Source organism: Micromonospora sp. L5, from assembly GCF_000177655.2.
Classification (GTDB): Bacteria; Actinomycetota; Actinomycetes; order Mycobacteriales; family Micromonosporaceae; genus Micromonospora; species Micromonospora aurantiaca.
In genome coordinates this window covers 1,317,728-1,340,330 of the sequence record NC_014815.1, presented here as the reverse complement: position 1 = coordinate 1,340,330, position 22,603 = coordinate 1,317,728, and the positions used below count along the sequence as shown (strand labels likewise).

The following is a 22,603-nucleotide window of genomic DNA, read 5'->3' as shown; positions in this document are numbered from 1 at the left end:
GACCGGTGGAGATCGAGCCGGTCGAGCACGCTCCCGTACGCGCCATCCGCCGGGCCTGGCTGGCGCAGCGCTGGCACGATCTCGCGTTCCTGCACTGGGCGGTCCCGCCGGAACGGGTGGCGCCGCTGCTGCCCGCCGGCACCCGGCCGGACACGCTCGACGGGCTCACCTACGTGGGGCTGATCGGGTTCCGGATGGTCGGGCTGGGGCTCGGCCGTGGCCCGGGCGTGCCGTACTTCGGCACGTTCTGGGAGACGAACGTCCGGCTCTACTCGGTCGACGGCTCGGGGCGGCGCGCTGTCGTGTTCCGCTCGCTCGACGCGTCCCGCCTGGTGCCGGTGCTGGTGGCCCAGGTGAGCCTGCGTCTGCCGTACAAGTGGTCGGCGATGCGGCTGGACCGGTCCGGTGACACGCTCACCTACCGCTGCCGCCGCCGCTGGCCCGGTCCGGCCGGCGCGACCAGCCGGATGGTGGTACGCGTCGGCGCGCCCATCGCCGAGCCGACGCCGCTGGAACACTTCCTGACCGCCCGCTGGGGCCTGCACACCCGGGCGTACGGCCGCACCCGCCACCTGCCGAACTGGCATCCACAGTGGCCGCTGCACCGCGCCGAACTGCTGCACCTCGACGACGAGCTGGTCACCGCCGCGGGCCTGCCCGCACCGGACGGGCCGCCGGTGAGCGTGCTCTATTCCCCCGGCGTACCTGTCGTCTTCGGCGGCCCCACGTCGGTCGGGTGACCGCCACGTTGATCGACGCCAGGTCGGCGGAGTGGCGGCATCCGGCACACCGGAACACCGCCACTTCCCCGAGGTGGCCCCGGCACGTCCGCGCGGCGCGGAGGCGAGCGGGGTCAGTGCAGCGGGTCGTGGGTGCCGTGCGGGACGTCGGGACGGCATCGGCGTACCCGGTCCGCGGCCATCCGGCCACCCACCGCCAGCCCGTACCGCTCCACCGCGGCGAGCCCGTACGCGCTGCACGTCGGCGTGTAGCGGCAGGTCGCCGGCCAGCGGTGCGACAGCCAGCGCCGGTAACCGAGGATGGCGGCCCGGCCGGCCCGGTCCACGGCGGGCCGCCGGACGACGCCCGCGGTCACCGAGCCGAGGGTGAGCAGCATCGAGAAGAGGCCCAGGTCGCAGCAGCCCGGCCCGTCGCAGGTGGGCACGTCGCAGTTGCACCAGTCCCGGCTCTTCTTTTTCTTGTGGTGCCGCTTCCGGAAGATCACCACGCCATGATGCGACACGCCCGCCACTGTCGATGAGGCGACCGGACCGGGTCCGGTGTGATCGGGCCGGTGGACGGCGGGGAACCTAGCGTCGAAGGCGTCACCAGGAGGGAAGACCGGGTGCTGGATCGGCTCAACGCCGCGCTGGACCACCTCGAACAGCGGCTCGACCAGCCGCTCGACGTGGCCGCGCTGGCCCGGATCGCGGGCGTGTCGGAGCACCACTTCGGCCGGCTGTTCTCGGCGCTGGCCGGGCTGCCGCTGTCGGAGTACGTGCGCCGACGCCGGATGACGCTGGCGGGCGCCGACGTGCTCGCCGGCCGGGAGTCGCTGCTCGACGTGGCGGTCCGCTGGGGGTACGGCTCGAACGAGGCGTTCGCCCGCGCGTTCCGGGCCGTGCACGGCGTCGGGCCGACGCAGGCCCGGCAGGCCGGTGCGGTGCTGCGGTCCCAGCCCCGGATGTCCTTCCGGCTCGTCGTCGAAGGGAACACCAGCATGGACTACCGGATCGTGACCAAGGACGCCTTCCGGCTCGCCGGGCTGACGGCGCGGGTGCCGCTCGTGCACGAGGGGATGAACCCGCACATCGTGGCGTTCGTCAGGGGCATCGACCCGGCTACCGTCCGCCGCATCGAGGCGCTGTCCGACCAGGAGCCGCGCGGGATCGTCAACGTCAGCGCCGAGCTGGCCGGTTCCCGGGACGAGGGCACCGAGCTGGACTACTGGTACGCGGCGGTCACCGGCGCGGACGTGCCGGACGACCTGCGCAGTCTGCCGGTCGAGGCCGGCGAGTGGGCGGTGTTCTCCAGTTCCGGGGCGTTCCCGGTGGCGGTGCAGCACCTGTGGCGGGCCGTGTTCACGTCGTGGTTCCCGTCCAACCCGTACGAGACCCGCCCGGGGCCGGAGATCTCGCGGGTGCGGGTCGCGGAGGACGGCGGCACCGCCGACGCGGAGCTGTGGATCCCGGTCCGCCGGGTCTAGGGTCGCGCCACCGCCGCCGCTCGCGCCAGCGCGGCCGGCACGTCGTGCACGTGGTACGGATGCTCGCCCGGCTCGATCGCGGCGAGGAACATCGCGTACACGGCGGCCAGCCGCAGCGGCGCGACCGGCCGGAGCAGGTCGACGGCCCGGTGCGGGTCGCTGCCGGGCACGTCGGCCCGCCACCGTCGCGCCCACGCGTCGACCAGCCGGGCGGCGGCGTCCGCGTCGACGTCCTCGGTGAGGCGCAGGATGTCGAAGGCGGGATGGCCGGCGAACGAGTCCGCCCAGTCGATCACGGTCCGGCGCCGGTCGTCGCCGCGCACGTTGCCGGGGTGCAGGTCGCCGTGCACGAGCGTGTCCGGCAGGCCGCAGCCGGCGACCTGCCGGAGCCGCCGGTCGAGCCCGTCGAGCAGGCCGGCTGCGGCCGACACGTCGTGCCCGGCGAGCCGTTCCCGGATCCAGTCCGCCAGCCGCGCCCCGCGCAGGTCCGGCACCCCCGCCGCGACCAGCTCGCCGACGATCCCGCACGCCCGCCGCTGCACCAGGTGATGTCCGGCCGCGACGGCGGCCCGCTCGCCCTCCCCGGCCCCGTACCGGTCCTCCCCCGGCACGTCGTCCAGCAGCATCCGCCCCTCCCCGTCGGCGGCGAGCACCACCGGCACGCCGATCAGGGAGTTCGTGTCACCGGGAAGACCGGCCACCGAGGGGAGCCGGCCGAGGACCTCGGGCTCGTGGCGGGCGAAGGACGGTAGCTGCTTCAGCCACGCCGGGCCCTGGTCGGTGTCCAGGCGCCAGATGGCGGAGAGGTTCCAGGTGCGCTGCTGCGCCACCGCCGTCACCCGGCGGCAGCGCCGGCTCAACTCGCCGGTCGCCCACGCGACGCTGCGAGCCGGACCGCCGGCCTCCGCCCACGGCTGGCGCAGCGGGTGCGGCGCGAGGTCCACGGCCGCCGGTTCCAGGGGTACGGCCGGCGCGTCGACTACCTGCGCCAGGTAGCGGACGTGGCCGCCGGGAGGCGTGGAACGGTCGGCGTCGAGCAGCCGCAGCACCGTCACCTCCAGCCCGTGGCGCTGCCGGACCGTGTCGACGATCGACTGGACCTCCTGCCACCACGGCTCCGGCACGTCGAACGGCGGCAGCGCGCCGAGCGGACGGCCGACGGCGTCGAGCAGGACCAGCGAGACGGTGCGGGACACGGCCGGACGGTATCCGGGCACCCCTACGGGAGGCGAGCGGATTGATCCGGGTCAGGTTCGGGACCGCTCCCCGATGTCCCGGGCACGGGCGCCCGGAACGCTGAGGCGATGAGCCTCCTCGATTCCCGCACACGTCCCACGCACCAGTGGCTACGCCCGGTCGCCGTGGCGTCTGCGGTGCTGCTGCTCGGCTACGGCCTGCTGCGCCTGCTCGACCGCCTGGACGGGCACAGCGACAAGGGCGCCTGGGCCTGGAACACCGGGCACACGCTGTTCCTGCTCGGCGTCCTCGGCTTCGCCGCGCTGATCGTCGGGCTGCACGGCCTGCTGCGTACCCGCTCGTCACGGTTGCGGACGCTCGACGACGTGGCCGCGCCGGCCGGCCTGGTCGGCGCCGCCGCCTTCGTCTGGGTGATCCTCGGTGACCTGTTCCCGCGCTTCGCCGACGCGGTGCCCACGCCCGGCCTTGTGCTGTACGGCGGACCGCTGCTGTTCGAGGTGGGCCTGCTGGTGCTGCTGTACCGGGCGGCGGCGGCCCGGCTGCTGCCGGTGTGGGCGCCGGTGCTGGTGCTGGCCGGGTTCCTGGCGATCGCGGTGAACCTGAACCTGCTGCCCGTGGGCGCCGCGCTGGTGCTGGCCGGGCTGCTGCCGCTGCGCGTCACGCCCCGCCCGGTGGCCTGACCTCCGTCACCGCCAGACGGTCCGGCGGAACCCCTTGTGACCGGCGCACACGTCGCGCTGGCCGCCGGTGCGGCTGATCGAGCCGTCGCGGCACTGCACCAGCCAGCCGCGGTCGGACCAGAACCCGGGTACGCACTCGAACCAGTCGCACACCCCGGCAGCCGGCCGGCGGATGCGCTGGCCGTCGCAGAAGTCGTACCCGAAGGGGTTCGCCGGTGCGCCGCAGCGGCGCTCGACCGGCGGCTGCGGCGTGCCGCGCGGCGGTGCGGGACGGACGCGGGACGGCTCGGGGCTCGTGCTGGGCCGGACCTGGACGGCGGGCGCGACGTGCGGCGGCGCGGGCGTGCCGGTGGCCCCCGGGGTCGCGGCGGCGGCGCGCTCCGAGCCGGCCCGGGTGGGCGGGTTGGACTCGATGAGCATCGCCGGCACGATCAGCGCGAGCGCCGCGCCGACCGCCACCGTCCGCCGGCCGCCGGGCACCAGCGCGGTGACGCGGGCCTGGGCGGGGGTGAGCACTGCGGGGCGTTCCGGCCGCGCCGCGGTGTGCTCCGCGATCAGCTCGTCCAGCTCGGCCACGACTGCGGCGCGCTGCTCGATCGCGTCGGCGAACGCCAGCGTGAGCGTGAACCGGAAGTCGGCCGCCGCGCCGGTGGGCAGCAGCAACCCGGAGGTACGCCGCCGGTCCAGCACCTGGATCAGGGTGACCGGCGCGCCGGGGTCGTGGGACAGGCCGGTCATCCGGCCGTACGCCCAGTCGCGCCGGCCGCGTCCGCCGAGCAGGACCAGGCGCCGGTTGGTGAGCACGGCGAGCCCGGCGTCGACCACCTTGACGCCCTCGGGGCGGCGGGGGCGCAGCGCGGGCGGGTCGGGGTCGACTGTCAGTTCGGGGGCGGGCAGCACGGCTGTGTGCCGGACCTCGACCAGTTGCGCGGCCGGGAGTGTCCAGAAGACCACCTCGCCGGGAGCCAGCTCCATCGGCAGGCCGACGCCCGCCTGAGCCGAGCCGTGGAAGGACACCGCGAGGGTACGCAGGCGGCGCAGCTCGTCGTCGCGGCGTCGCCACGCCTCGTCGGCGGCGCGGAAGGCCCGCTGACGCCGCTCGTTCTGCCGGTGCGCCCACCGGTACCGCCATGTGGAACCCGTCGAATCAGTCTTCGTCACGCCGACTCCTCCGCCGCGCGAGCCCACCAATCGGGGTGTCATTCATGTCAACTGTGCGGCAGGGGTACGAAGACACGCGAAAGTCGCCAATTAGACCGATCGGCTGATTGACCTACACAATCGGCGGAAACTCCCGCGTCGATTCACGTTCCGTGCCACCGGCTCCCGGCGGTCCCGCTTCGTCATGCGCGCGCGTGGACACGTCGGTAACGTCAGCCGCAACGGCGGGGCGGAGCGCGGCCCCCGGGCGGCGAGGAGGTGCACCGGTGGGCGACCCGGCCGTGGTGGTGGGAGTGGACATCGGCACCACCAGTTCCAAGGCCGTCGCGTTCGACACCACCGGCCGGCAACTGGCCAGCCACTCGATCGGCTACCCCCTGGAGGAGCCGAACCCGGGCTGGGCCGAGCAGGACCCGGACCTCATCCACGAAGCCGTGATCGGCGTGATCCGCGCGGTGGTGAACGAGCTGCGCGTACCGGTTGCGGGCCTGTCGTTCAGCACCGCCATGCACAGCCTGATCGGGCTGGACGCCGACGGCACCCCGCTGACCCCGTCGATCACCTGGGCCGACTCCCGCGCGAGCGCGCAGGCCGAGCGCCTGCGGGCCGCGCCCTCCGGGCTCGCCCTGCACCGGCGCACCGGCACCCCGGTCCACCCGATGGCGCCGCTGCCCAAGCTGGTCTGGTTCGCCGAGCAGGAACCGAAGCTGCACGAGCGGGTCGCGCACTGGGTCGGCATCAAGGATCTCGTGCTGCGGCGGCTCGCCGACGCGCTCGTCACCGACCACTCGGTGGCGTCCGCCACCGGCCTGATGGACATCCACCGGCTGGCCTGGGACACCGAGGCGCTCCGCCTCGCCGGCATCACCGAGGAGCAGCTCCCCCAGCTCGTACCCACCACCCACGTACTGCCCGGGCTCACCCCCGAGGCGGCCCGCGCCACCGGGCTGCCGGCGGACACGCCGCTCGTGGTGGGCGCCGGCGACGGGCCACTGGCGAACCTCGGGCTCGGCGCGGTACGCCCCGGCGTGGTGGCCTGCTCGATCGGCACCAGCGGCGCGATGCGGGTGATGGTGGAACGCCCCGGCGTGGACCCGCTCGGCGGCGTGTTCTGCTACGCGCTCACCGAGGACCGCTGGGTGGTCGGCGGCGCCATCAACAACGGCGGCATCGTCCTCCAGTGGGCGAACGACGCGCTCGCCCCCGAGCTGGGCGAGCACGCCGAGGAGGAGCTGCTCGACCTGGCCGCCACGGCGCCGGTCGGCTCCGGCGGGCTGATCATGCTGCCGTACCTGCTCAGCGAACGGGCGCCGCACTGGAGCGCGCTGCCCCGCGGCGCGTACGTCGGTCTGACCCACGGCCACGGCCGGGCGCACCTGGTCCGGGCCGCGCTGGAGGGCGTCTGCCAGCAGCTCGCCCTGGTCCTCGCCTCGGTCCGGGCCGCCGGGAACGAGGTACGTGAGGTCCGCGCCAGCGGCGGGTTCGCCCGCAGCGCGCTGTGGCGGCAGATCCTCGCCGACGCGCTCGGCATGCCGGTGCGGTTCCCCGCCGGGCACGAGGGGTCCGGCTTCGGCGCGGCGCTGCTCGGCATGCAGGCGCTCGGCCTGATCGAATCGATCGAGGTCGCCGCCGATCTGGTCCGGATCGAGGAGACGGTCCGCCCGGATCCCGCCTCCGCCGCCACGTACGCCGCACTGCTCCCCCTCTTCTCCGAGCTGTACGACGCCCTCGTACCCACGTTCGCGTCCCTGCGGCGGATGGCGCCGAGCCTTCCGCCGGAACCACCACCCACCGCACCACCCCGCTGACCGACCGAAGGGCGTGATAGCCGTGGTCACACTGTTCGCCGCACCCGCGGAACCGCTCACGAACGCCGGTGACACCCAGCTCGTCCTCGCGGCCCTGCTGGGCATCGCCGCGGTCGTGCTGCTCATCGCGTGGGGCAAGGTGCATCCGTTCCTGGCGCTGATCCTCGGCGCCGCGGTGCTCGGCGTGGTCGCCGCCGTACCCGTCGACAAGATCGTCACCTCGTTCAGCGGCGGCGTCGGCTCCACTGTGGGCGGCGTGGGCCTGCTGATCGCGCTCGGCGCGATGATCGGCGGCCTGCTGGCCGAGTCCGGCGGGGCGGACGGCATCGTGGAGCGGGTGGTCGGCCGGGTCTCCGGGACCGCGCTGCCCTGGGCGATGGCCGGTGTGGCCGCGCTCATCGGCCTGCCGCTGTTCTTCGAGGTCGGCGTGGTGCTGCTGGTGCCGATCGTGCTGCTGGTCTCGCTGCGGGTGAACGTGCCGCTGATGAAGATCGGCATTCCCGCGCTCGCCGGCCTGTCGGTGCTGCACGGCTTGGTGCCGCCGCACCCCGGCCCGCTGGTGGCGATCGACGCGCTCGGCGCCAACCTCGGTCAGACGCTCGCCCTGGGCCTGCTGGTGGCGATCCCCACGGTGATCATCGCCGGCCCGGTCTTCGGCAACTTCATCGCCCGGTACGTGCCGGCCACCGCACCGGCCGAGCTGCTGCCGACCCGGCGCGACGCCGCCGTCGACCGCAGCCCGACCCGGCCCGGTGACGGCCGGCTCGACGCCGACGGCGACCTGGTCACCGCGGACGACCTGGTCAACCCGGGCACCGGACGGCCCGGCGGCGCGATCGACGAGCCGGTCGGGCGGCGCTCGCGCCGGTCCCCGGCGCTCTGGGCGGCTGTGGTGACGGTGCTGCTGCCGGTGGTGCTGATGCTGCTGCGGGCGGTCGGCGAGCTGACGCTCGGCGAGGACACCGCCGGCCGCAAGGCACTGGACATCGTCGGTACCCCGATCATCGCCCTGCTGGCAGGCGTCATCTTCGCCATGATCTTCCTGGGCTACCGGTCCGGCTTCAGCCGTACCCAGGTCTCCGGTTTCCTCGGCGGCTCGCTGCCGCCGATCGCCGGCATCCTGCTGATCGTCGCCGCCGGTGGCGGCTTCAAGCAGGTACTCGTCGACGCCGGCGTGGGCGACCTGGTCGCGAACGCCGCCGACGGTGCGAACCTCTCGCCGCTGCTGCTCGGCTGGCTGGTAGCGGTCGGCATCCGGGTCGCCACCGGCTCGGCCACCGTCGCCACCATCACCGCCGCCGGCATTGTCGCGCCGCTGGCCGCCACGCTCCAGGGCCCCGAGGTGGCGCTGCTGGCGCTGGCCATCGGCTGCGGGTCGCTGTTCTTCTCCCACGTCAACGACGCCGGCTTCTGGCTGGTGAAGGAGTATTTCGGGTTGACAGTCGGGCAGACCATCAAGAGCTGGTCGGTGATGGAGACCATCATCTCGGTGGTCGGCTTCCTCGGCGTCCTGCTGCTCGACGTCTTCATCTAGCGACGGTCAGGGAGCCTCGACGCCGGAGATGCGGAACTTGTGCACCTCGGCGCCGAGGATCTCCGTCACCTGCTCGGCCTCCGGTCCGGAGCCCCGGAACGCCAGCAACTGCTCGTCGGACTCCCACCGCTCGTAGACGTTGATCCGGCCCGGCTCGACCAGGTCGGCGCTGACCGCGAAGTCGACGCAGCCGGGCGCGTCCCGGGCCGCGCGGACGGCGGCCTCGCAGGACGCCAGGTAGGCGTCCCGCCGGGCCGGATCGACGTAGAGGGTGCCGGCGACGATGAGCATGCCGGCCATCCTGCCACCCGCTCCCGGTCAGGACCGGGTGATCGCGTTGGCGTGGATCGCCTCGTTCAGGTACGCGGCCATCCCGGGCCGCAGCGTCTCGAAGTACGCGGTGAACCGCGGATCCGCCACGTACATGTCGGCCAGGCCGGTGTGGATCTCGTACGAGCAGTCGTACCACCACTTGGTGATGAGCTGCCGGTGCTCCTCGGCCAGCGCCATCGCCTCCGGGCCGTCGGCCGGCGCGCCCGAGTCCATCAGCGCGACGAACCGCCGCCCCCAGTCCTCGTTCTCCGCCTTGTTGCGCAGCCAGTCCTCCTTCGAGTAGCGGCCCGCGCGCTCCTGCGACTGCCGGTACGCCTCGGTGCCGCCCCAGCGCTGCTCCGCCTCCTCGGCGTGCTCGTCCGGGTCGAAGTCACCGAACACCTCGAACCGCTCCTCCGGCGTCAACTGGATCCCCAACGTCCTCGCCTCCATCGCGTGTTCGATCGCCGCGACCATCTCCTGGAGCTTCCCGATCCGCCCGGACAGCAGCTCGTGCTGCCGGCGCAGGTGCGCCACCGGGTCGGCGTCCGGATCGTCCAGGATCTCGGCGATCTCCTCCAGCGGGAACCCCAGCTCGCGGTAGTACCGGATGAGCTGCAACCGGTCCAGGTCGGCCTCGTCGTAGCGGCGGTAGCCCGCCGGCGTGCGCCCGCTGGGCCGCAGCAGCCCGATCTCGTCGTAGTGGTGCAGCGTCCGGACCGTCACCCGGGCCGCCCGCGCCACCTGTCCCACCGTGTACGGCATGGTTCCCTCCCTTCCGCGACCAAGACTCCCGCCTCCCGCTGCGTGAGGGTCAAGCCGGACAGCACGACGCCCCCGACCAGGATCGGCCGGGGGCGTCGTCGGTGCGGTCAGTTGGTGACCTTCTCCTTCTCGGGAGCGGCGAAGGTCGCGTTGGCCGGGGTGCGGAAGGCGTGCACCAGACCGGCGATCGAGAGCAGCAGGAGCAGACCCGCGCCGAGGTACAGGGCCAGGGCGCCCTGCTCGGCCTTGCGGCCGAACTCGCTGAAGCCGTACGAGGTGAGCAGCAGGCCGCGCAGCGTCTCGCCCTTGAACACGGTCTCCCGCTGGGCGCTCACCTCGGCGAGCTGCTTCTGGAGGTCGGCCAGGTTGGCGGCGTTGCTCTGCTCGGCCTGGGCCACCTGCTCCCGCAGCGCGCTCTGCGGCTCGCCCAGGTCGGCGTAGGTCTTGCCACCGGCCATGTTCTTCAGGTGCAGGCCGATGTACTCGTTGGCGTAGCACTCGGCCTGCTTGCCGGTGGTCATCTTCTGGCCGGCGTACTCGCGCAGGCAGTCCGACTTCTTCTCCTCGTCCGACAGCTTGTCCGCCGGGGTGAAGGTGATGTGCTGCGCGCCGAGCTGGTCGCGTACGTAGTCGTTGGCGAAGTTGGCGTTCGTCGTCAGGACGACGCCGACGACGAGCAGCAGGACCGCCAGGCCCAGCCCACCGATGCTGAACAGCAGATCGAGCGTCCGTCGCTTCATATCAAACTCCCGTGTGGAGGGTGTGTTCGTCTTGTTGACGAGAACCATCATGGCGGTGCCGGACCGCCGGTGAGCAGGGTCGAATCCCCTGTCCCGTCCGGGACCTTCGGCCCCCGTCGACCCGGGCCGGTCAGCGCTCGGCGCCGGCCCCGGACAACGCGGGGAGCAGGTCCGGCAGGGCGGCCGGACGGCCGTACCGCCAGCCCTGGCCCTGCCGGCAGCCGATCGCGGTGACCGCCGCGTGCTGCGCGACAGTCTCCACACCCTCGGCCACCACGGCCAGGTCGAACGCGCCGGCCAGCCGGTTCACCATCTCGACGGTGGCGTACGCGCGGGCGTCGCCGGCGTCCAGCCGGGACACGAACGACCTGTCGATCTTCAGCTCGGTGGCCGGGATACGGTGCAGGTAGCTCAGCGAGGAGTACCCGGTGCCGAAGTCGTCGATGGCGATGCGGATGCCGAGGTCGCGCAGCTGGGACAGCCGGTCGAGCACCGACTCGCTGCCCTCGATCAGCGCCGACTCGGTCAGTTCCAGGGTGAGCGCGCGGGGCGGCAGGCCGGCCGCGCCGACCGCGCCGGTGACAGTCGCGATCAGGTCCGGCCGGCACAGGTGGGCGGCGGCGATGTTCACCGCCACAGTCACGTCCGGCGCGTGCTCCCGCCAGGTGGCCGCGGCCCGGCACGCCTCGTGGATGACCCACCTGTCGATGGCCACGATCAGCCCGGTCTCCTCGGCCAGCGGCAGGAACCGCGCCGGGGTCAGCACACCCAGCCGGGGATGCCGCCAGCGCACCAGCGCCTCGGCGCTGCGTACCGTGCCGGTGTCCAGGTCGACGATGGGCTGGAACTCCATCAGCAACTGGCCCTCGTCCACAGCGCGGCGCAGGTCGGCGATCAGTTCGGCCCGGCTGACCGCCGACTCGCGCAGCTCCGGCGTGCACGTGCGGTACGCGGCCTTGCCTGCCGCCTTCGCCGCGTACATGGCGATGTCGGCGTCCCGGAGCAGGTCGGTGTGCGAGGTGTGCTGCGGCCCGTACTCGGCGATGCCGATGCTCGCCGACGGGTGGACGCCGAGATCCTCCTCGCCGGGCAGCGGTTCAAGGGCTGCCAGCAGCCGGACCGCGAGCCCTTCGGGTGACACCGGGCGCTCCCCTGCGACGAGCACTGCGAACTCGTCGCCGCCGAGACGGGCGATCATCCCGTCCGGGCCGACCGCGTCCCGCATCCGCTCCGCGGTGGTGGTCAGCAGCCGGTCCCCGGCGGCGTGCCCGAACCTGTCGTTCACCTGCTTGAAGCCGTCCAGGTCGAGCAGCACCACGGCGACCGGCCCACCCCCGCGCAACGCCCGCCGCAGCCGCCGGACGAACGTCAGCCGGTTGGGCAGGCCGGTGAGCTGGTCGGAGTACGCGAGCCGGCGCAGCCGCCCGACCAGCCGCAGGTTCTCGTTCGCGGCCAGCCCTTGGCGCAGTGCCAGCACCCCGAGCAGGCCCATCATGCCGACGAAGACGACCTGCGGGGTCTGCCCGCTGGGTTGCCGCGACAGCAGGACCGCGACGATCGCACCGCCCACCGGCAGGTACGGCAGCGCGACCCGCCACCACGGCGGCAGCGGCGAGTCGACCACGTCGTCCTCGCCCTCCCCGTCGTTCGGCGGCGGATAGCGGGTGGCCAGGCCGACCAGCAGGTAGCTCAGCGGCCAGCAGACGTCGACCGGGTGACCCGGCGTGTAGTCGCCGCGCGCGACCAGGGAGACGTAGACGGCGTCCGCGCCGGACCGGATCGCCAGGCCCGCACCGATCACCGTGAGCGCCCGCCACATCGGCCGGCCCGGACCGGCGACCGCCACGAGGATGGTGAGCTGCATCAGGTCGAACATCGGGTAGAGCAGCCCGAACGTCCGCATCGGGTCGGCCAGCTCGGCGTCGGTGATCCGGTGGAACACCACCACCCAGCCGATCGGGATGAGGGCCAGCCCGACGATGACCCCGTCGAGCAGGGTGCGGGCCCGGCCGATCACGCTGCGCGGGCCGGTGCGGGAGCAGAGCAGCGCGGCGGTGCCGGTGACGATGCCGGCGGCGAACAGGCCCCCCACCAGCGGCGTGTGGGGCAGGCCGAGCCCGCCGAGCCGTTCCACCGTCCACACCGCACGGCCGAGCGCGGCGAGGGCCATGGTGGCTGCGAGCAGTTCCCAGAACCGGCGCAACACGGCCGGCTGACGTCGCGCCGCGCCGGCGCAGAGCACTGCCGCCCAGCTCGACACCGCCATCGCGCCGAGGTCGCTCACCAGCGCCGCGCCCGGCAGGCGGGCGGCCAGCCAGGCCATCTCCCCGAGTACGACGACAGCGGCCGCGACAAGTCCGACACGGCCGACGAGCGGATGACGGGCCGGCGCCGCGACGGCGAGGCTCACGTCGTGCTGGGATACAACGATGCGCTCCGGCTCTCTTCCAGACGTGCACCCTCGACGACGAGGACCGGACGACGGACGGCGCAAGCCTAGCCAGCGCCGGGGACTGCCGCCAGAGTCGACGACTGTCGGTCAGCGGACCGCAGGCGGGTGCCGGTAGAGGGAGACCAGCACGCCGTAGCGCGGCTGCCCCGGCGGCGCCTCCTCGGCCTCGCCGACCAGTTCGTCCAGCGTGGACCGCAGGCGCCGGGCCTGGGCCGGCGTGAGCCGCAGGTGTCGCAGGTGCACGAGCGGGTCGGGGTCACCGGCGAGTTCCTCGGCGTACGCGCCCAGCAGCGCAGCGGTGGCGCCCGCGTCGGTGTCGGCGCCGACGAGCCGGCGGAACGTGCGTTCGTGGTAGCGCTCGGTGCCGCCCCGGACCTGGCGGCTGTGCGCCGGGCGGACCATGCCGGCCTCGGTCAGCACCGCGAGATGGTGGGCCACTGTGCCCTTCGCCGCGCCGAGACGGGCGGCGAGCTGGCTGAGCGTGGCGGGACCGGCTCCGAGCGCGAACAGCAGCCGGTGCCGGAACGGGTGGGCCAGCGCCTTGAACTGGGCCGGGTCGCGGATCTCCAGCGGATCGTCGGTCACCGCGAAAGCGTCTAGTTCTCTTGACGCTTTGTCAACCGGCTGCTCTACTTCTCCCCCACCGCGAGAACGGGGACTCGATGGATCCGGACCAGATCACCGCCATCGTCGAACGGGCCGCCGCCCTGGTGGCCGACGAGTACGTCCTGCCCGACGTCGCCGACCGGGTCGCCGGCCACCTGCGCGAGCGCCTGCGCGCCGGGGCGTACGCCGGGGCGGGCGACCCCGCCACGCTCGGCGCGCTCGTCACCGCCGACCTCCAGTCGGCGAACCGCGACCTGCACCTGCGGCTCAAGCACCACGACCAGCCGCTGTCCGACAGGGCCGACGACCCGACCGGGGAACACTTCGCGCGCCTCGCCGCGCTCGGCATGGGCGGCGCGACCCGGGTGCAACGGCTGCCGGGAAACGTCGGGCTGCTGGAGATCCAGCCGTACGTGTTCCCGCCCGACCTGGCCGGCGACGCGCTGACCGCCGCGCTGCGGCTGCTCGCCGGCACCGACGCGCTCCTGCTCGACCTGCGCGGCACCGAGGGCGGCAGCCCGGACGGGGTGGCGCTGCTCTGCGGCTGGTTCTTCGCCGAGCCGACGCACCTGCACACCATGCACGAGCGCTCCGGCGCCACCCGCCAGTTCTGGAGTGCCGCCTGGCTGCCGGTCCCCCGCTACGCGCCGGAGAAGCCGGTCCACGTGCTCACCGGTCCGGCGACGTTCTCCGGCGGCGAGGAACTGGCGTACGACCTTCAGCAGTTCGGCCGGGCCACAGTGGTCGGTGAGCCCACCCGGGGCGGCGCGCATCCCCGCGTCGGGCACCGGCTGCACCCGCACCTGGAACTGACGGTGCCGGTGGCCCGGCCCGTGCACGCGGCGAGCGGCACCAACTGGGAGGGCTGCGGCGTCACCCCGGACCTGGCGAGCCCGGCCGACGGGGCGCGCGACGTCGCGTACCGCCGGAGCCTGGAGGCGCTGCTCGCGGCGGACCCGAACCGGCCGACGGCGGCCGAGGCGCGGACGGCTCTCGCCGCCCTGAGCTGAGCCGCGCGGGTCAGGACCAGTCCTCCGCCGGGGCCGGGTCCTGCGGCGCGACGGCCGTGCCGGGCGGCCCGCCGTGCGTCCACGGCGTCTCCTCCGGCGCCGGGAACGCGCCGCCCGGCAGGAAGCCGTCGGACAAGCTGGTCAGGCAGATCCGCTCGCCCACCTCGGGCACGCTGCCGGGAGGCGCGGTCAGCCCCCGGCCCATCCCGCCGGACAGTTCCAGCACCACCTCGGTCTTGCCGTCGGCGCCGGGCGTCACGAACACGACCTTCGCCTTCTGGGCCGGGCGGGCCGGGGAGTACAGCGTCGCGCCCACCGGCATCGGCACCGGCTCGGTGGTGACCACCTGGATGCGCGGGCGCAGCACCGGCCGCTTGCCGGAGTCGTCCACCCGCGCCGGGTCGGCGAGCGTCACCTCGCCGACGAACGCCTCCCCGGATAGCCGGTGCTCGGCCATCACCAGCGGATCGTCGTAGGCGCGCTGCACCGCCCACGCGGTCGACGCCCGTTCCAGCCGCTGCAACCGCAGCGCCGCCGCCACCGCGCCGTCGCGCCGCGGCTGCGGGCCGCCCCCGGCGTCGACGTGCTCGGCGTGCGCGGTGAACGCGTCCCGGTCACCGGCCCACCGGCCCGCCACCCGCGCGCCGGCCGGCAGCGCCCGCAACAGCCCGACGCCGCGCCACATCAGCTCCCAGGTGGGCGCGAGCTGGTCGCGCAGCAGGCCGGCGAGCTCGTCGTACGCGGCCGCGCGGGCCGCCGGGTCGTCCTCGGCCCGGGTGTACGCCTCGATAGCGGGGGCGAGCCGGCGGTTGTCGAAGTCCGGGTCGGTGGCCGGACCGGCCGGCGGGCAGTGTGCCGGGTCCTCGGCACGGGCCGCCGCCTCGGCGCCGGTCAGCCCGGCCGGCGGGTCGAGCCAGCCCAGCACCGCCGGCAGGTGCAGGTCCTCCACCACGCTCTGCCCGGTCGCCCAGTGCAACGTCAGCGCCTCGGTGAGCGCCAGCAACGCCGACGATCCGGGCTGCTCGGCACGCTCGGCGAAGAACGTCAGCCAGCGGCCGAGCAGCGGCACCGACTGATGCACCGGATAGTCGCCGTCGGTACGGCGGAACCGGGTGGAACGGCCGAACAGCCGCAGGAACGTGATCCCGGCCGGGTTCGGCACCAGCAGTTGCGGCGCGTCGACGTACCGGTGGCGGACGTCGCGGCCCCGGTCCACCGGCACCGCCTCGGTCAGGTCGCGGAACTCGTCCAGGTAGGGCAGGACGATCCCGGCCAGCTCGGCGGCGAACGCGAACCGCTGGTCCCGGTTGCGCGGCTGCGGCACCACGAGCAGCCGGGCCTCGTCGGGCGCGGCGCCGACCATCGCTGCCAGCGGGGCGTTCGCCTCACCGGCCAGCGCGAGCGGCACCAGCACCAGCGGCCGGTCGGACAGGTGCAGGTGGCGGACCGTGGCGACCGGCTGGGCCCGCCCGGTGGCGACCGCTTGGGCCCGGGCGAGTGCGCGGAGCGTACTCACGCGGGGTGTCCGGCGAGGGCGTCGGCGCGCAGGCGCGCGGCGGCCCGCAGCAGCGCGGCGGCCTCCGCCTGCTCCGGCTCGGGCGCGGTTACGCCCTCGGCGAGCGCCAGCACGTCGGCGACGTCCTCGACGCCGCCCAGCGCCTCGCGGACCGGCCGGCCCAGCGCGCCGGTCTGCCCGCGCGCCTCGTGCCGGCAGAAGTACGCCAGCTCGCAGGCGGCCAGGCAGTCGGGTGCATAGCGAGCGGGCACCTGGTGCAGCGCGGCGGCGAGCGTGGCCGGATCGGCCGCCGGGTCGACCGTGAACCCGGCCGGTACGGCCGCGAGCAGCTCCTCGACCCGGGCCATCCGGGCCAACTGGCGGCGCAGCACCAGCAGTTGCCGGCGCACGTCGAGCAGGCTGGCCACCGGCTGATTGGCGAAGTCGCGCGGGCAGACCAGCACCACCTCGTGCGACACCAGCTCCGGGTCGCGTCCCTCGGCGGCGAGCAGCTCGCGCAGCGCCAGCACGTAGACGGCGGACTGGATCGCGGCGGCGGCGACCTTGCCCGGGTCGGCCTGCCCGTCGATCACCGGGAACGACTTGATCTCCACGACGTGGAACCGGCCGGCCAGCCGCGCGGCGACCAGATCCGGTTCCAGGTGCACCCGGGTGCCGGCCACGTCCAGGCCGAGCAGCGGGTGGTCGAACAGCGCCGGGCCGTCGCCGCTCGCGGTCAGCGCCGCCCGGGACCGTTCCGGCCGGTCGTCGTCGGCGCCGAGGTCGGTCCAGGTCGCGGCCTCCGGCACCGGTACGCCGAGCCGCTCCGCGACCAGGCGCAGCAGTTCCGCCCCGCCGTCGGCCTTGACCTGGGCCTCGAACGCGTTGCCCCGGGTGATCGCGAAACGGGACTGCCCGAACCGGGCCGGGAAGCCGAGCCGCTCGGCGAGCGCCGGCTTGTCCGCGCCCGCGCTGTCCAGCACGGCGCGGCGGGTGCAGCCGGGGTTGCCGGTCAGCGCGGCGACGGTACGGGCGTTGTGCCGCCGGGGCGGCCCACCACCCCGGATCTGCGCCAGCCGCTCCTCCATCCGATGAAGTGTAAGGAAGGGCCCCTTGTTAACGCCTCCGGTAGAGGAAGGGCCCCTTCTTAACACGGCGGTCAGATCTCCCTCAGGCGTCGCCACCCCCAGCCCCGCTCCCAGTCGTTGACCGGCCAGGGCACCGGCACGGTACGGCGATGGAATTCCCGGCCGAGGGGCTCGACGACGCACAGCAGGTCGGCTCGGGCCGTCGGCGGCCGGTGCAGCACTGAGCGAGCAGCTCGCGATGGTTCTCCGGTTCGATGCCGCGGTCGGGCCACCCCGTCAGCGGTCGGCGGAGCGGTTCCAGGGCGAGCGCGGGGACTGCGCTCCCGCCACCGGACGACGCCGGCGGCGGTGCCGGCGCCCGGGCGTGCAGGGTGGACGGGCAGCGGTGTGCACCGGCGGGGCGATCGGAGTGGCGGGCTGCCGGCCGATCAGCCAGCAGAGGAAGCGGGTCACCGGTCAGCCGACCGGGAGGCGCTCGGCCTCGGCGCGGGAGATGTCGTACTGGGCGCCGCAGAACGTGCACTGCTGCCCGTACCGGGTGCGCAGCGGGATCAGCGGGATGAAGAAGAGGCTGAACTTGGTGACCCGGCGGGTGATCACCTGGGCGGCCTGGTTGCCGCAGTTGCGGCAGACAGCGGTGACGACGCCGGATCGGACGACCTTGGTCCGCAGCCCGAAGATGAAGAACATCGCCCGGCATTACCCAGCCAGCGCCCGTGTTAAAAGGGGCCCCCTCCTCTACCGGAGGCGTTAAGAGGGGGCCCTTCCTTACAGCCAGATGGGCTTCCAGTCCGGCACCTCGTGGAAGCGTCGCAGCTCGGCGAACCCGGAGACGATGCCGGTCCAGGCGCCGTACGGCGGGTTGCCCTCGTCGAAGCCGGACTGCACGAACGTCAGCTTCGTCCGGCCCTCGGACTCGTCCAGCTCCCAGGAGGTCACGCCGGTCGGTCCCCAGTCGATGGACAGCGCCCGCCCCGGCGTCACGTCGAACACCTTCGCGGCCTCACCGGCGTCGAAGCCGCCCATCGCGTACCGGCCGCCCTCCCAGGGCTCGATGCCGATCGGGTAGCCGAACCAGGCGCCGGCCTGCTCGGAGTCGGTGAGCGACGTCCACACCTTGTCCATCGGGGCGTCGATCAGCAGTTCGCCGCGCAGGTCGGCGGAGGTGAAGTCGGTACGCGGCAGCAGCGGCCGGCCGTCGAGGTGGTCGTTGAGGTTGGCGATCGCCAGGTACCAGAACGTCTGGAGCACGCCCCGGATGCTGCTGCCGCTCATCGCCTCCTCGAAGCTGAAGTGGCTCTGCCGCAGCGTGAGTACGGTGGCGTCGCCGTCGGGCTCCAGCTCGAACTCGGTGGTGGTCTCCACCCCGTCGAGCGTCCACGCGAAGCGCAGCGTCCGGTCGTCGGCGTGCAGCAGCCGCTGGTGTGGCGCGTCGCCCTCGGGCGTGTAGCGGCCCCAGAACTCGTACCGCCGGGGCAGCTCGACCTCGGCGTGCTCGGCCAGCCAGACGCGCAGCTCGGCGGCGTCGGTCAGGGCCCGGCGGACGGTCGCCACCGGGGCGGCGAGGCGGGCGCGGATGATCATCGGCTCAGTCATGCGTGTCGCCTTTCGGGTAGCAGGCCACGGCGAGCTTGAAGGCGTCTCCCTCGGCGCCGCCGTAGCGCGTGAACAGGTCCTGCAGCGTCGTCTGCAGGTCGTGCAGGAACTCCTGCCGCCGCTCGGCGGGCACCCGGATCTCGCCGGAGACGCCGATGGACGGCAGTTCGGGGGCGGTGCGGTCGAGCGCCGCGATGTCGGCCTGGACCTCCTCCATGAGGTCGAGCAGGTAGCCCAGGCTCAGCTCGTCGCGGGCCCGGCGGGTGCCGCCGATGCGGCCGACCAGGCGGGGCGAGAGCCAGTACGACCGGGCGACGGCCTGGTAGATGCCCTCGGAGATGCCGCGCACCTGCCGCTGCGCCACCTGCTCGGCCAGCCCGGCCGCGACGAGCTGCTTGACGTGGTAGTAGACGCGCTGCGGCGTCTGCTCCAGCCGGGCCGCGACCTCGGTGCAGGTGCGGGGCTCGGCGAGTTGCCGCAGCACCTCGATGCGCTGCGGCTTGAGCAGGACTTCGGCCTGCTCGCGCTGTTCCAGGTACAGGACGTCTCTCATGGCAAAATCAGTTTGTACGTACAAAACTTCTTTGTCAATGGCTTCGACGAAAGGCCGCGCGGTCCGCGCGGCCTTTCGTCGGTACGTCGCGTCAGGGCGTCCAGTCCGGACGCAGCGGGTACCCGTTCACCCCTTCCGGGCCGTTGTGCGTGGCGAGCACGTGGTGCAACTGGATGCCGTTGCGCTCGAACGCCAGCCGGGAGCCGGCCATGTAGAGCCCCCACACCTTCGCGGTGCCCGGCCCGACCTCGCCGACGCAGAAGTCCCAGTGCTCGACCAGGTTGCGGCACCAGCCGGCGAGCGTCAGCGCGTAGTGCTGGCGCAGGTTCTCCTCGTGGTGCACCTCGAACCCGGCGTCGTGGATCTCGCTGATCAGCCGGCCCGGACCGGCCAGCTCACCGTCCGGGAAGACGTACCTGTCGATGAACGCGCCGGAGCGGTGCGGCGCCCGGTTGTCGGCCCGGGTGATGCAGTGGTTCAGCAGCCGCCCGCCGGGCTTGAGCCGGGAGCGCAGCGCGCCGAAGTAGGCCGGGTAGTTGCGCACCCCGATGTGCTCGGTCAGGCCGATCGAGGAGATCGCGTCGAACTGCTCGCGCGGCGCGTCCCGGTAGTCCAGGTGACGCACCTCGGCCAGCTCGCTCAGCCCCTCCCGCTCGATCGCGGCGCGCGCCCAGTCGGCCTGCGCCTTCGACAGCGTCACACCGAGCGCCTTGACGCCGTACTCGCGGGCCGCGTGCCGGACCATGCCGCCCCAGCCGCAGCCGACGTCCAGCAGCCGCATCCCCGGCTTGAGCGCCAGCTTGCCGGCGACCAGGTCGTACTTGTTGCGCTGCGCCTCCTCCAGGGTGTCGCCGGGGCTGCGGAAGACCGCGCAGGTGTACGTCATGGACGGCCCGAGCACCTTCTCGTAGAAGGCGTTCGACACGTCGTAGTGGTGCGAGATCGCGGTGCTGTCCCGGATGCGCGAGTGCCGCAGGCCGGTCATCAGCCGCCGCCAGCGCGGCGCCGCCTCCTGCGGCGGGGGCGGCGGCGGGCGCAGCCGTTCCCAGCCCAGCCCTCGGACCAGCGCGAGCGCCTCGCTCATCGCCGGGATCCGCAGCGGCACCTCGTCCTTGATCACCCGCAGCGCCTCGTACGGGTCGCCCGGGTGCACCCCCTCCAGCCCCAGGTCGCCGCTGACGTAGGCCCGGGCCATGCCCAGGTCGCCCGGCGCGGTGAGCAGGTAGGACAGGCCCCGCTCGGTGCGGATCGCCAGGGTGATCCCGGCGTCGGCCGGGCCCAGCGTGCTGCCGTCGTAGCCGGTGACCCGGACGGGCAGGTCGCCGGTGGTGACCGCGCGGACCACGTCCGCGACTGTGGGTCCGGTACGCCGCCCGCCCGCCGGCGGGCCGGCCGGGGTGCTCGCCGCCCCCGGTGTTCGGTCGGTCAGACTCATGCTCGGGATACCGCCTTCTCGTACAGTCCGGTGAGTCGGTGGTCCGGGTCGTAGCGGTCCTTCACGGCACGCCAGGTGTCCCCGCCGTAGAGGCGGTCGAACTCCCCCCGGTCGTAGTACGCGTCGGAGTAGAGCGACTTGTGACCGCCCACCTCCGACACCATGCGCTCGATCTGGCGGTTGACGTCGCCGTCGGCGGCGCCCGCCGCGATGGCGACGCTTCCCCAGAAGCCGATGTTCACATACGTTTCGCCCGGTCGGAGCGGATATAGCGGCCACGCCTTCGCCGACCCGGGACCGGACGGTTCCCGCAGCCGCAGCGGGCACAGCCACACCGGCGTCATGCCCACGTTCGCGGCGAACCAGCGCAGGAACTCGGGCGTGCGGTCCAGCGGGACCTCCACGTCCTGCACCACCCGCTCCCGGGCCGGGCGGCCCCGCCACCTGTCGACCCGGGCGGCCACCTGGTGCCGGTGCTCCAGCCGCACGATCCGGTGGTAGACGTCGCTGCGCCGGTAGCGCCGCGGCCACAGCCGCCGCACCACCGGGTGCTGCACCCCGAACGCCGCCGAACACCAGAACCAGTCGGTGTCCCAGCGCCAGAGATAGTCGTACGCGGTGAGCGCGTCCCGGGTGCGCCGGCGCAGCGAGCGGTAGTAGATCTCCTGGCCGGTGTAGTCGGACGGGCCGTCGTCGGCCTCGTCGGTGAACGTGCCGAGCACGAGGTACGCCTCGCCGGGGCTGAACACCACCCCGTCCATGGCGTCGACCGGCTCACCGCCCCAGGCGCCCTTGGCGACCACCTCGCCGATCGCGTCGACCAGCTCCTCCAGCCGGGTGAACCGGATGTTGCGCAGTGACACGTACCGGCGGATCGGTTGCAGCTCGATGCGCAGCCGGGTCGCGTAGCCGAGGCTGCCGAGCGAGTTGGGGAAGGCGCGGTGCAGGTCGGCGTGCTCGCCCCGGGGCCGGGTCGTGACGATCTCCCCCGCGCCGGTGAGGACGTCCATCTCCAGCACCGACTCGTGTGGCAGGCCGTTGCGGAAGGAGGTGGACTCGATGCCCAGCCCGGTCACCGCCCCGCCCAGCGTGATGGTGCGCAACTGCGGCACGACAAGCGGCATCAGGCCGTGCCGCAGCGTCGCGTCGACCAGATCCTCGTAGGTGCACATGCCCTGCACGTCGGCGGTGCGGGCCGCCGGGTCCACGGCGAGCACCCCGGTCAGGCCGCTCACGTCCAGGCCGGGCGTACGCGGCGCGGAGCGGGGCCGGAACAGGTTCGAGGTCTGCTTGGCCAGCCGTACGGGTTCCCCGGCGGGCACCGCGGCGTAGGAGCGCCGCAGCGTGTCCACCGCCCGTTCATGATCACGGACAGCGTGCATGAGATCACCTTACGCTCGGGTACGACAATTCGTGGGATGTCCACGGTGGCCATTCCGCGACCGGCCGACGACGCGCGCGTTACCGTGACCGCCATGCCGAATCCCGCGCTCACCGCCCTCGACGACGCCGGCCTGCCGTACCGGGTGATCCGCCACGGCCCGGTCGCGAGCCTCGCCGAGGCGGCTGCGGCGCGCGGCGTCGAGGTGCCCGACGTGGTCAAGACGATCGTGGTCCGCCGTGGCGAGGGCGACCTGCTGTTCGTGCTGACGCCCGGCGGCCGGGTGATCTCCTGGCCGAAGCTGCGCGCCCTGCTCGGGGTGAGCCGGCTGTCGATGCCCGACGCCGAGGCGGCGAAGGCCGCCACCGGGTACGCGCGCGGCACCATCACGCCGTTCGGCGCCACCACCGCCTGGCCGGTGGTCGCCGACGAGCGGCTGCGCGGCCGGGAGATCACGCTCGGCGCGGGCGAGCACGGCCTCGCCGTCGCGGTCGACGCGGACACCGCGCTGGCCGCGCTCGACGCGACGGTGGCCGACGTGACGGACGAGGAGCCGACGCGCTGAGCGGTGGCCGGCACGCGCC

At 73.8% G+C, this 22,603-nt stretch carries 22 protein-coding genes; 7 read left to right on the top strand and 15 right to left on the bottom strand.

Going from position 1 to position 22,603, the window contains the following annotated elements; translation table 11 throughout:
• Positions 1-5 precede the first annotated feature (5 nt).
• A complete protein-coding gene (locus tag ML5_RS06650; RefSeq protein ID WP_013474164.1) occupies positions 6-740 on the top strand; it encodes a YqjF family protein in 735 nt (244 codons plus the stop codon).
• A gap of 113 nt (positions 741-853) precedes the next feature.
• Here ML5_RS06650 and yidD read toward each other — a convergent pair whose 3' ends face one another.
• The gene (gene yidD / locus ML5_RS06645) at positions 854-1,225 is read right to left on the bottom strand and encodes a membrane protein insertion efficiency factor YidD (RefSeq protein WP_225319755.1); all 372 of its coding nucleotides are present in this window, start codon (positions 1,223-1,225) and stop codon (positions 854-856) included.
• 120 nt (positions 1,226-1,345) lie between these two features.
• Here yidD and ML5_RS06640 point away from each other — a divergent pair, with 120 nt between their 5' ends.
• Entirely contained in the window at positions 1,346-2,206 is an 861-nt protein-coding gene (locus ML5_RS06640) for an AraC family transcriptional regulator (protein WP_013474163.1), read from the top strand.
• Here the strand turns inward: ML5_RS06640 and ML5_RS06635 are convergent.
• Complete coding sequence (locus tag ML5_RS06635) at positions 2,203-3,402, bottom strand: phosphotransferase family protein (protein ID WP_013474162.1); 1,200 nt, start codon at positions 3,400-3,402, stop codon at positions 2,203-2,205. The two genes, ML5_RS06640 and ML5_RS06635, sit on opposite strands and share 4 nt — an antisense overlap.
• Positions 3,403-3,510: 108 nt before the next feature.
• On the opposite strand from ML5_RS06635, the gene ML5_RS06630 reads away from it, so the two are divergent.
• The gene (locus ML5_RS06630; protein ID WP_013474161.1) at positions 3,511-4,083 is read left to right on the top strand and encodes a hypothetical protein; all 573 of its coding nucleotides are present in this window, start codon (positions 3,511-3,513) and stop codon (positions 4,081-4,083) included.
• Between the two features lie 6 nt (positions 4,084-4,089).
• Here the strand turns inward: ML5_RS06630 and ML5_RS06625 are convergent, their stop codons facing one another.
• Complete coding sequence (locus tag ML5_RS06625) at positions 4,090-5,244, bottom strand: hypothetical protein (protein ID WP_013284270.1); 1,155 nt, start codon at positions 5,242-5,244, stop codon at positions 4,090-4,092.
• Positions 5,245-5,510: 266 nt separating this feature from the next.
• Here ML5_RS06625 and ML5_RS06620 point away from each other — a divergent pair, with 266 nt between their 5' ends.
• Positions 5,511-7,052, top strand: coding sequence for a gluconokinase (locus ML5_RS06620; protein ID WP_013474160.1), 1,542 nt, complete (start codon positions 5,511-5,513; stop codon positions 7,050-7,052).
• A gap of 22 nt (positions 7,053-7,074) precedes the next feature.
• Positions 7,075-8,586, top strand: a complete 1,512-nt coding sequence (locus ML5_RS06615) for an SLC13 family permease (protein ID WP_013474159.1) — start codon at positions 7,075-7,077, stop codon at positions 8,584-8,586.
• A 6-nt stretch (positions 8,587-8,592) separates the two neighbouring features.
• Here ML5_RS06615 and ML5_RS06610 read toward each other — a convergent pair whose 3' ends face one another.
• From ML5_RS06610 to ML5_RS06590, 5 genes are all read right to left on the bottom strand, one after another.
• On the bottom strand, positions 8,593-8,877 hold the full coding sequence (locus tag ML5_RS06610; protein WP_013474158.1) for a putative quinol monooxygenase: 285 nt from the start codon (positions 8,875-8,877) through the stop codon (positions 8,593-8,595).
• Between the two features lie 27 nt (positions 8,878-8,904).
• Positions 8,905-9,663 (bottom strand): MerR family transcriptional regulator, encoded by a 759-nt coding sequence (locus ML5_RS06605; RefSeq protein WP_013474157.1) that lies wholly within the window; start codon positions 9,661-9,663, stop codon positions 8,905-8,907.
• A gap of 107 nt (positions 9,664-9,770) precedes the next feature.
• Positions 9,771-10,403 (bottom strand): hypothetical protein, encoded by a 633-nt coding sequence (locus ML5_RS06600; protein ID WP_013284265.1) that lies wholly within the window; start codon positions 10,401-10,403, stop codon positions 9,771-9,773.
• Between the two features lie 130 nt (positions 10,404-10,533).
• Positions 10,534-12,813, bottom strand: coding sequence for a bifunctional diguanylate cyclase/phosphodiesterase (locus ML5_RS06595; protein ID WP_225319768.1), 2,280 nt, complete (start codon positions 12,811-12,813; stop codon positions 10,534-10,536).
• Positions 12,814-12,942: 129 nt separating this feature from the next.
• Positions 12,943-13,440, bottom strand: a complete 498-nt coding sequence (locus ML5_RS06590; protein WP_013284263.1) for a transcriptional regulator — start codon at positions 13,438-13,440, stop codon at positions 12,943-12,945.
• Positions 13,441-13,517: 77 nt separating this feature from the next.
• Between ML5_RS06590 and ML5_RS06585 the strand changes: the two genes are divergently transcribed.
• Positions 13,518-14,471, top strand: a complete 954-nt coding sequence (locus ML5_RS06585; RefSeq protein WP_013474156.1) for a S41 family peptidase — start codon at positions 13,518-13,520, stop codon at positions 14,469-14,471.
• Positions 14,472-14,481: 10 nt separating this feature from the next.
• Here the strand turns inward: ML5_RS06585 and ML5_RS06580 are convergent, their stop codons facing one another.
• From ML5_RS06580 to ML5_RS06550, 7 genes are all read right to left on the bottom strand, one after another.
• Positions 14,482-15,987: a hypothetical protein gene (locus ML5_RS06580; protein WP_013474155.1), complete on the bottom strand. Its 1,506-nt coding sequence runs from the start codon at positions 15,985-15,987 to the stop codon at positions 14,482-14,484.
• Positions 15,984-17,054 carry a hypothetical protein gene (locus tag ML5_RS06575; RefSeq protein ID WP_013474154.1) on the bottom strand — a complete coding sequence of 357 codons (1,071 nt, stop codon included), beginning with the start codon at positions 17,052-17,054 and terminating at the stop codon, positions 15,984-15,986. Before ML5_RS06575 ends, ML5_RS06580 begins: the two co-directional genes overlap by 4 nt.
• 456 nt (positions 17,055-17,510) lie before the next feature.
• On the bottom strand, positions 17,511-17,744 hold the full coding sequence (locus tag ML5_RS06570) for a zinc-ribbon domain-containing protein (protein ID WP_013284259.1): 234 nt from the start codon (positions 17,742-17,744) through the stop codon (positions 17,511-17,513).
• 78 nt (positions 17,745-17,822) lie between these two features.
• Positions 17,823-18,650 (bottom strand): SRPBCC family protein, encoded by an 828-nt coding sequence (locus tag ML5_RS06565; protein ID WP_013284258.1) that lies wholly within the window; start codon positions 18,648-18,650, stop codon positions 17,823-17,825.
• Positions 18,643-19,203 carry a helix-turn-helix domain-containing protein gene (locus ML5_RS06560; protein WP_013474153.1) on the bottom strand — a complete coding sequence of 187 codons (561 nt, stop codon included), beginning with the start codon at positions 19,201-19,203 and terminating at the stop codon, positions 18,643-18,645. Before ML5_RS06560 ends, ML5_RS06565 begins: the two co-directional genes overlap by 8 nt.
• A 91-nt stretch (positions 19,204-19,294) precedes the next feature.
• A complete protein-coding gene (locus ML5_RS06555) occupies positions 19,295-20,638 on the bottom strand; it encodes a class I SAM-dependent methyltransferase (RefSeq protein ID WP_013474152.1) in 1,344 nt (447 codons plus the stop codon).
• On the bottom strand, positions 20,635-22,020 hold the full coding sequence (locus ML5_RS06550) for an FAD-binding oxidoreductase (protein ID WP_013474151.1): 1,386 nt from the start codon (positions 22,018-22,020) through the stop codon (positions 20,635-20,637). The genes ML5_RS06555 and ML5_RS06550 overlap by 4 nt, the downstream gene beginning before the upstream one ends.
• 93 nt (positions 22,021-22,113) lie before the next feature.
• On the opposite strand from ML5_RS06550, the gene ML5_RS06545 reads away from it, so the two are divergent.
• Positions 22,114-22,584: an aminoacyl-tRNA deacylase gene (locus ML5_RS06545; protein WP_030273012.1), complete on the top strand. Its 471-nt coding sequence runs from the start codon at positions 22,114-22,116 to the stop codon at positions 22,582-22,584.
• Positions 22,585-22,603 lie beyond the last annotated feature (19 nt).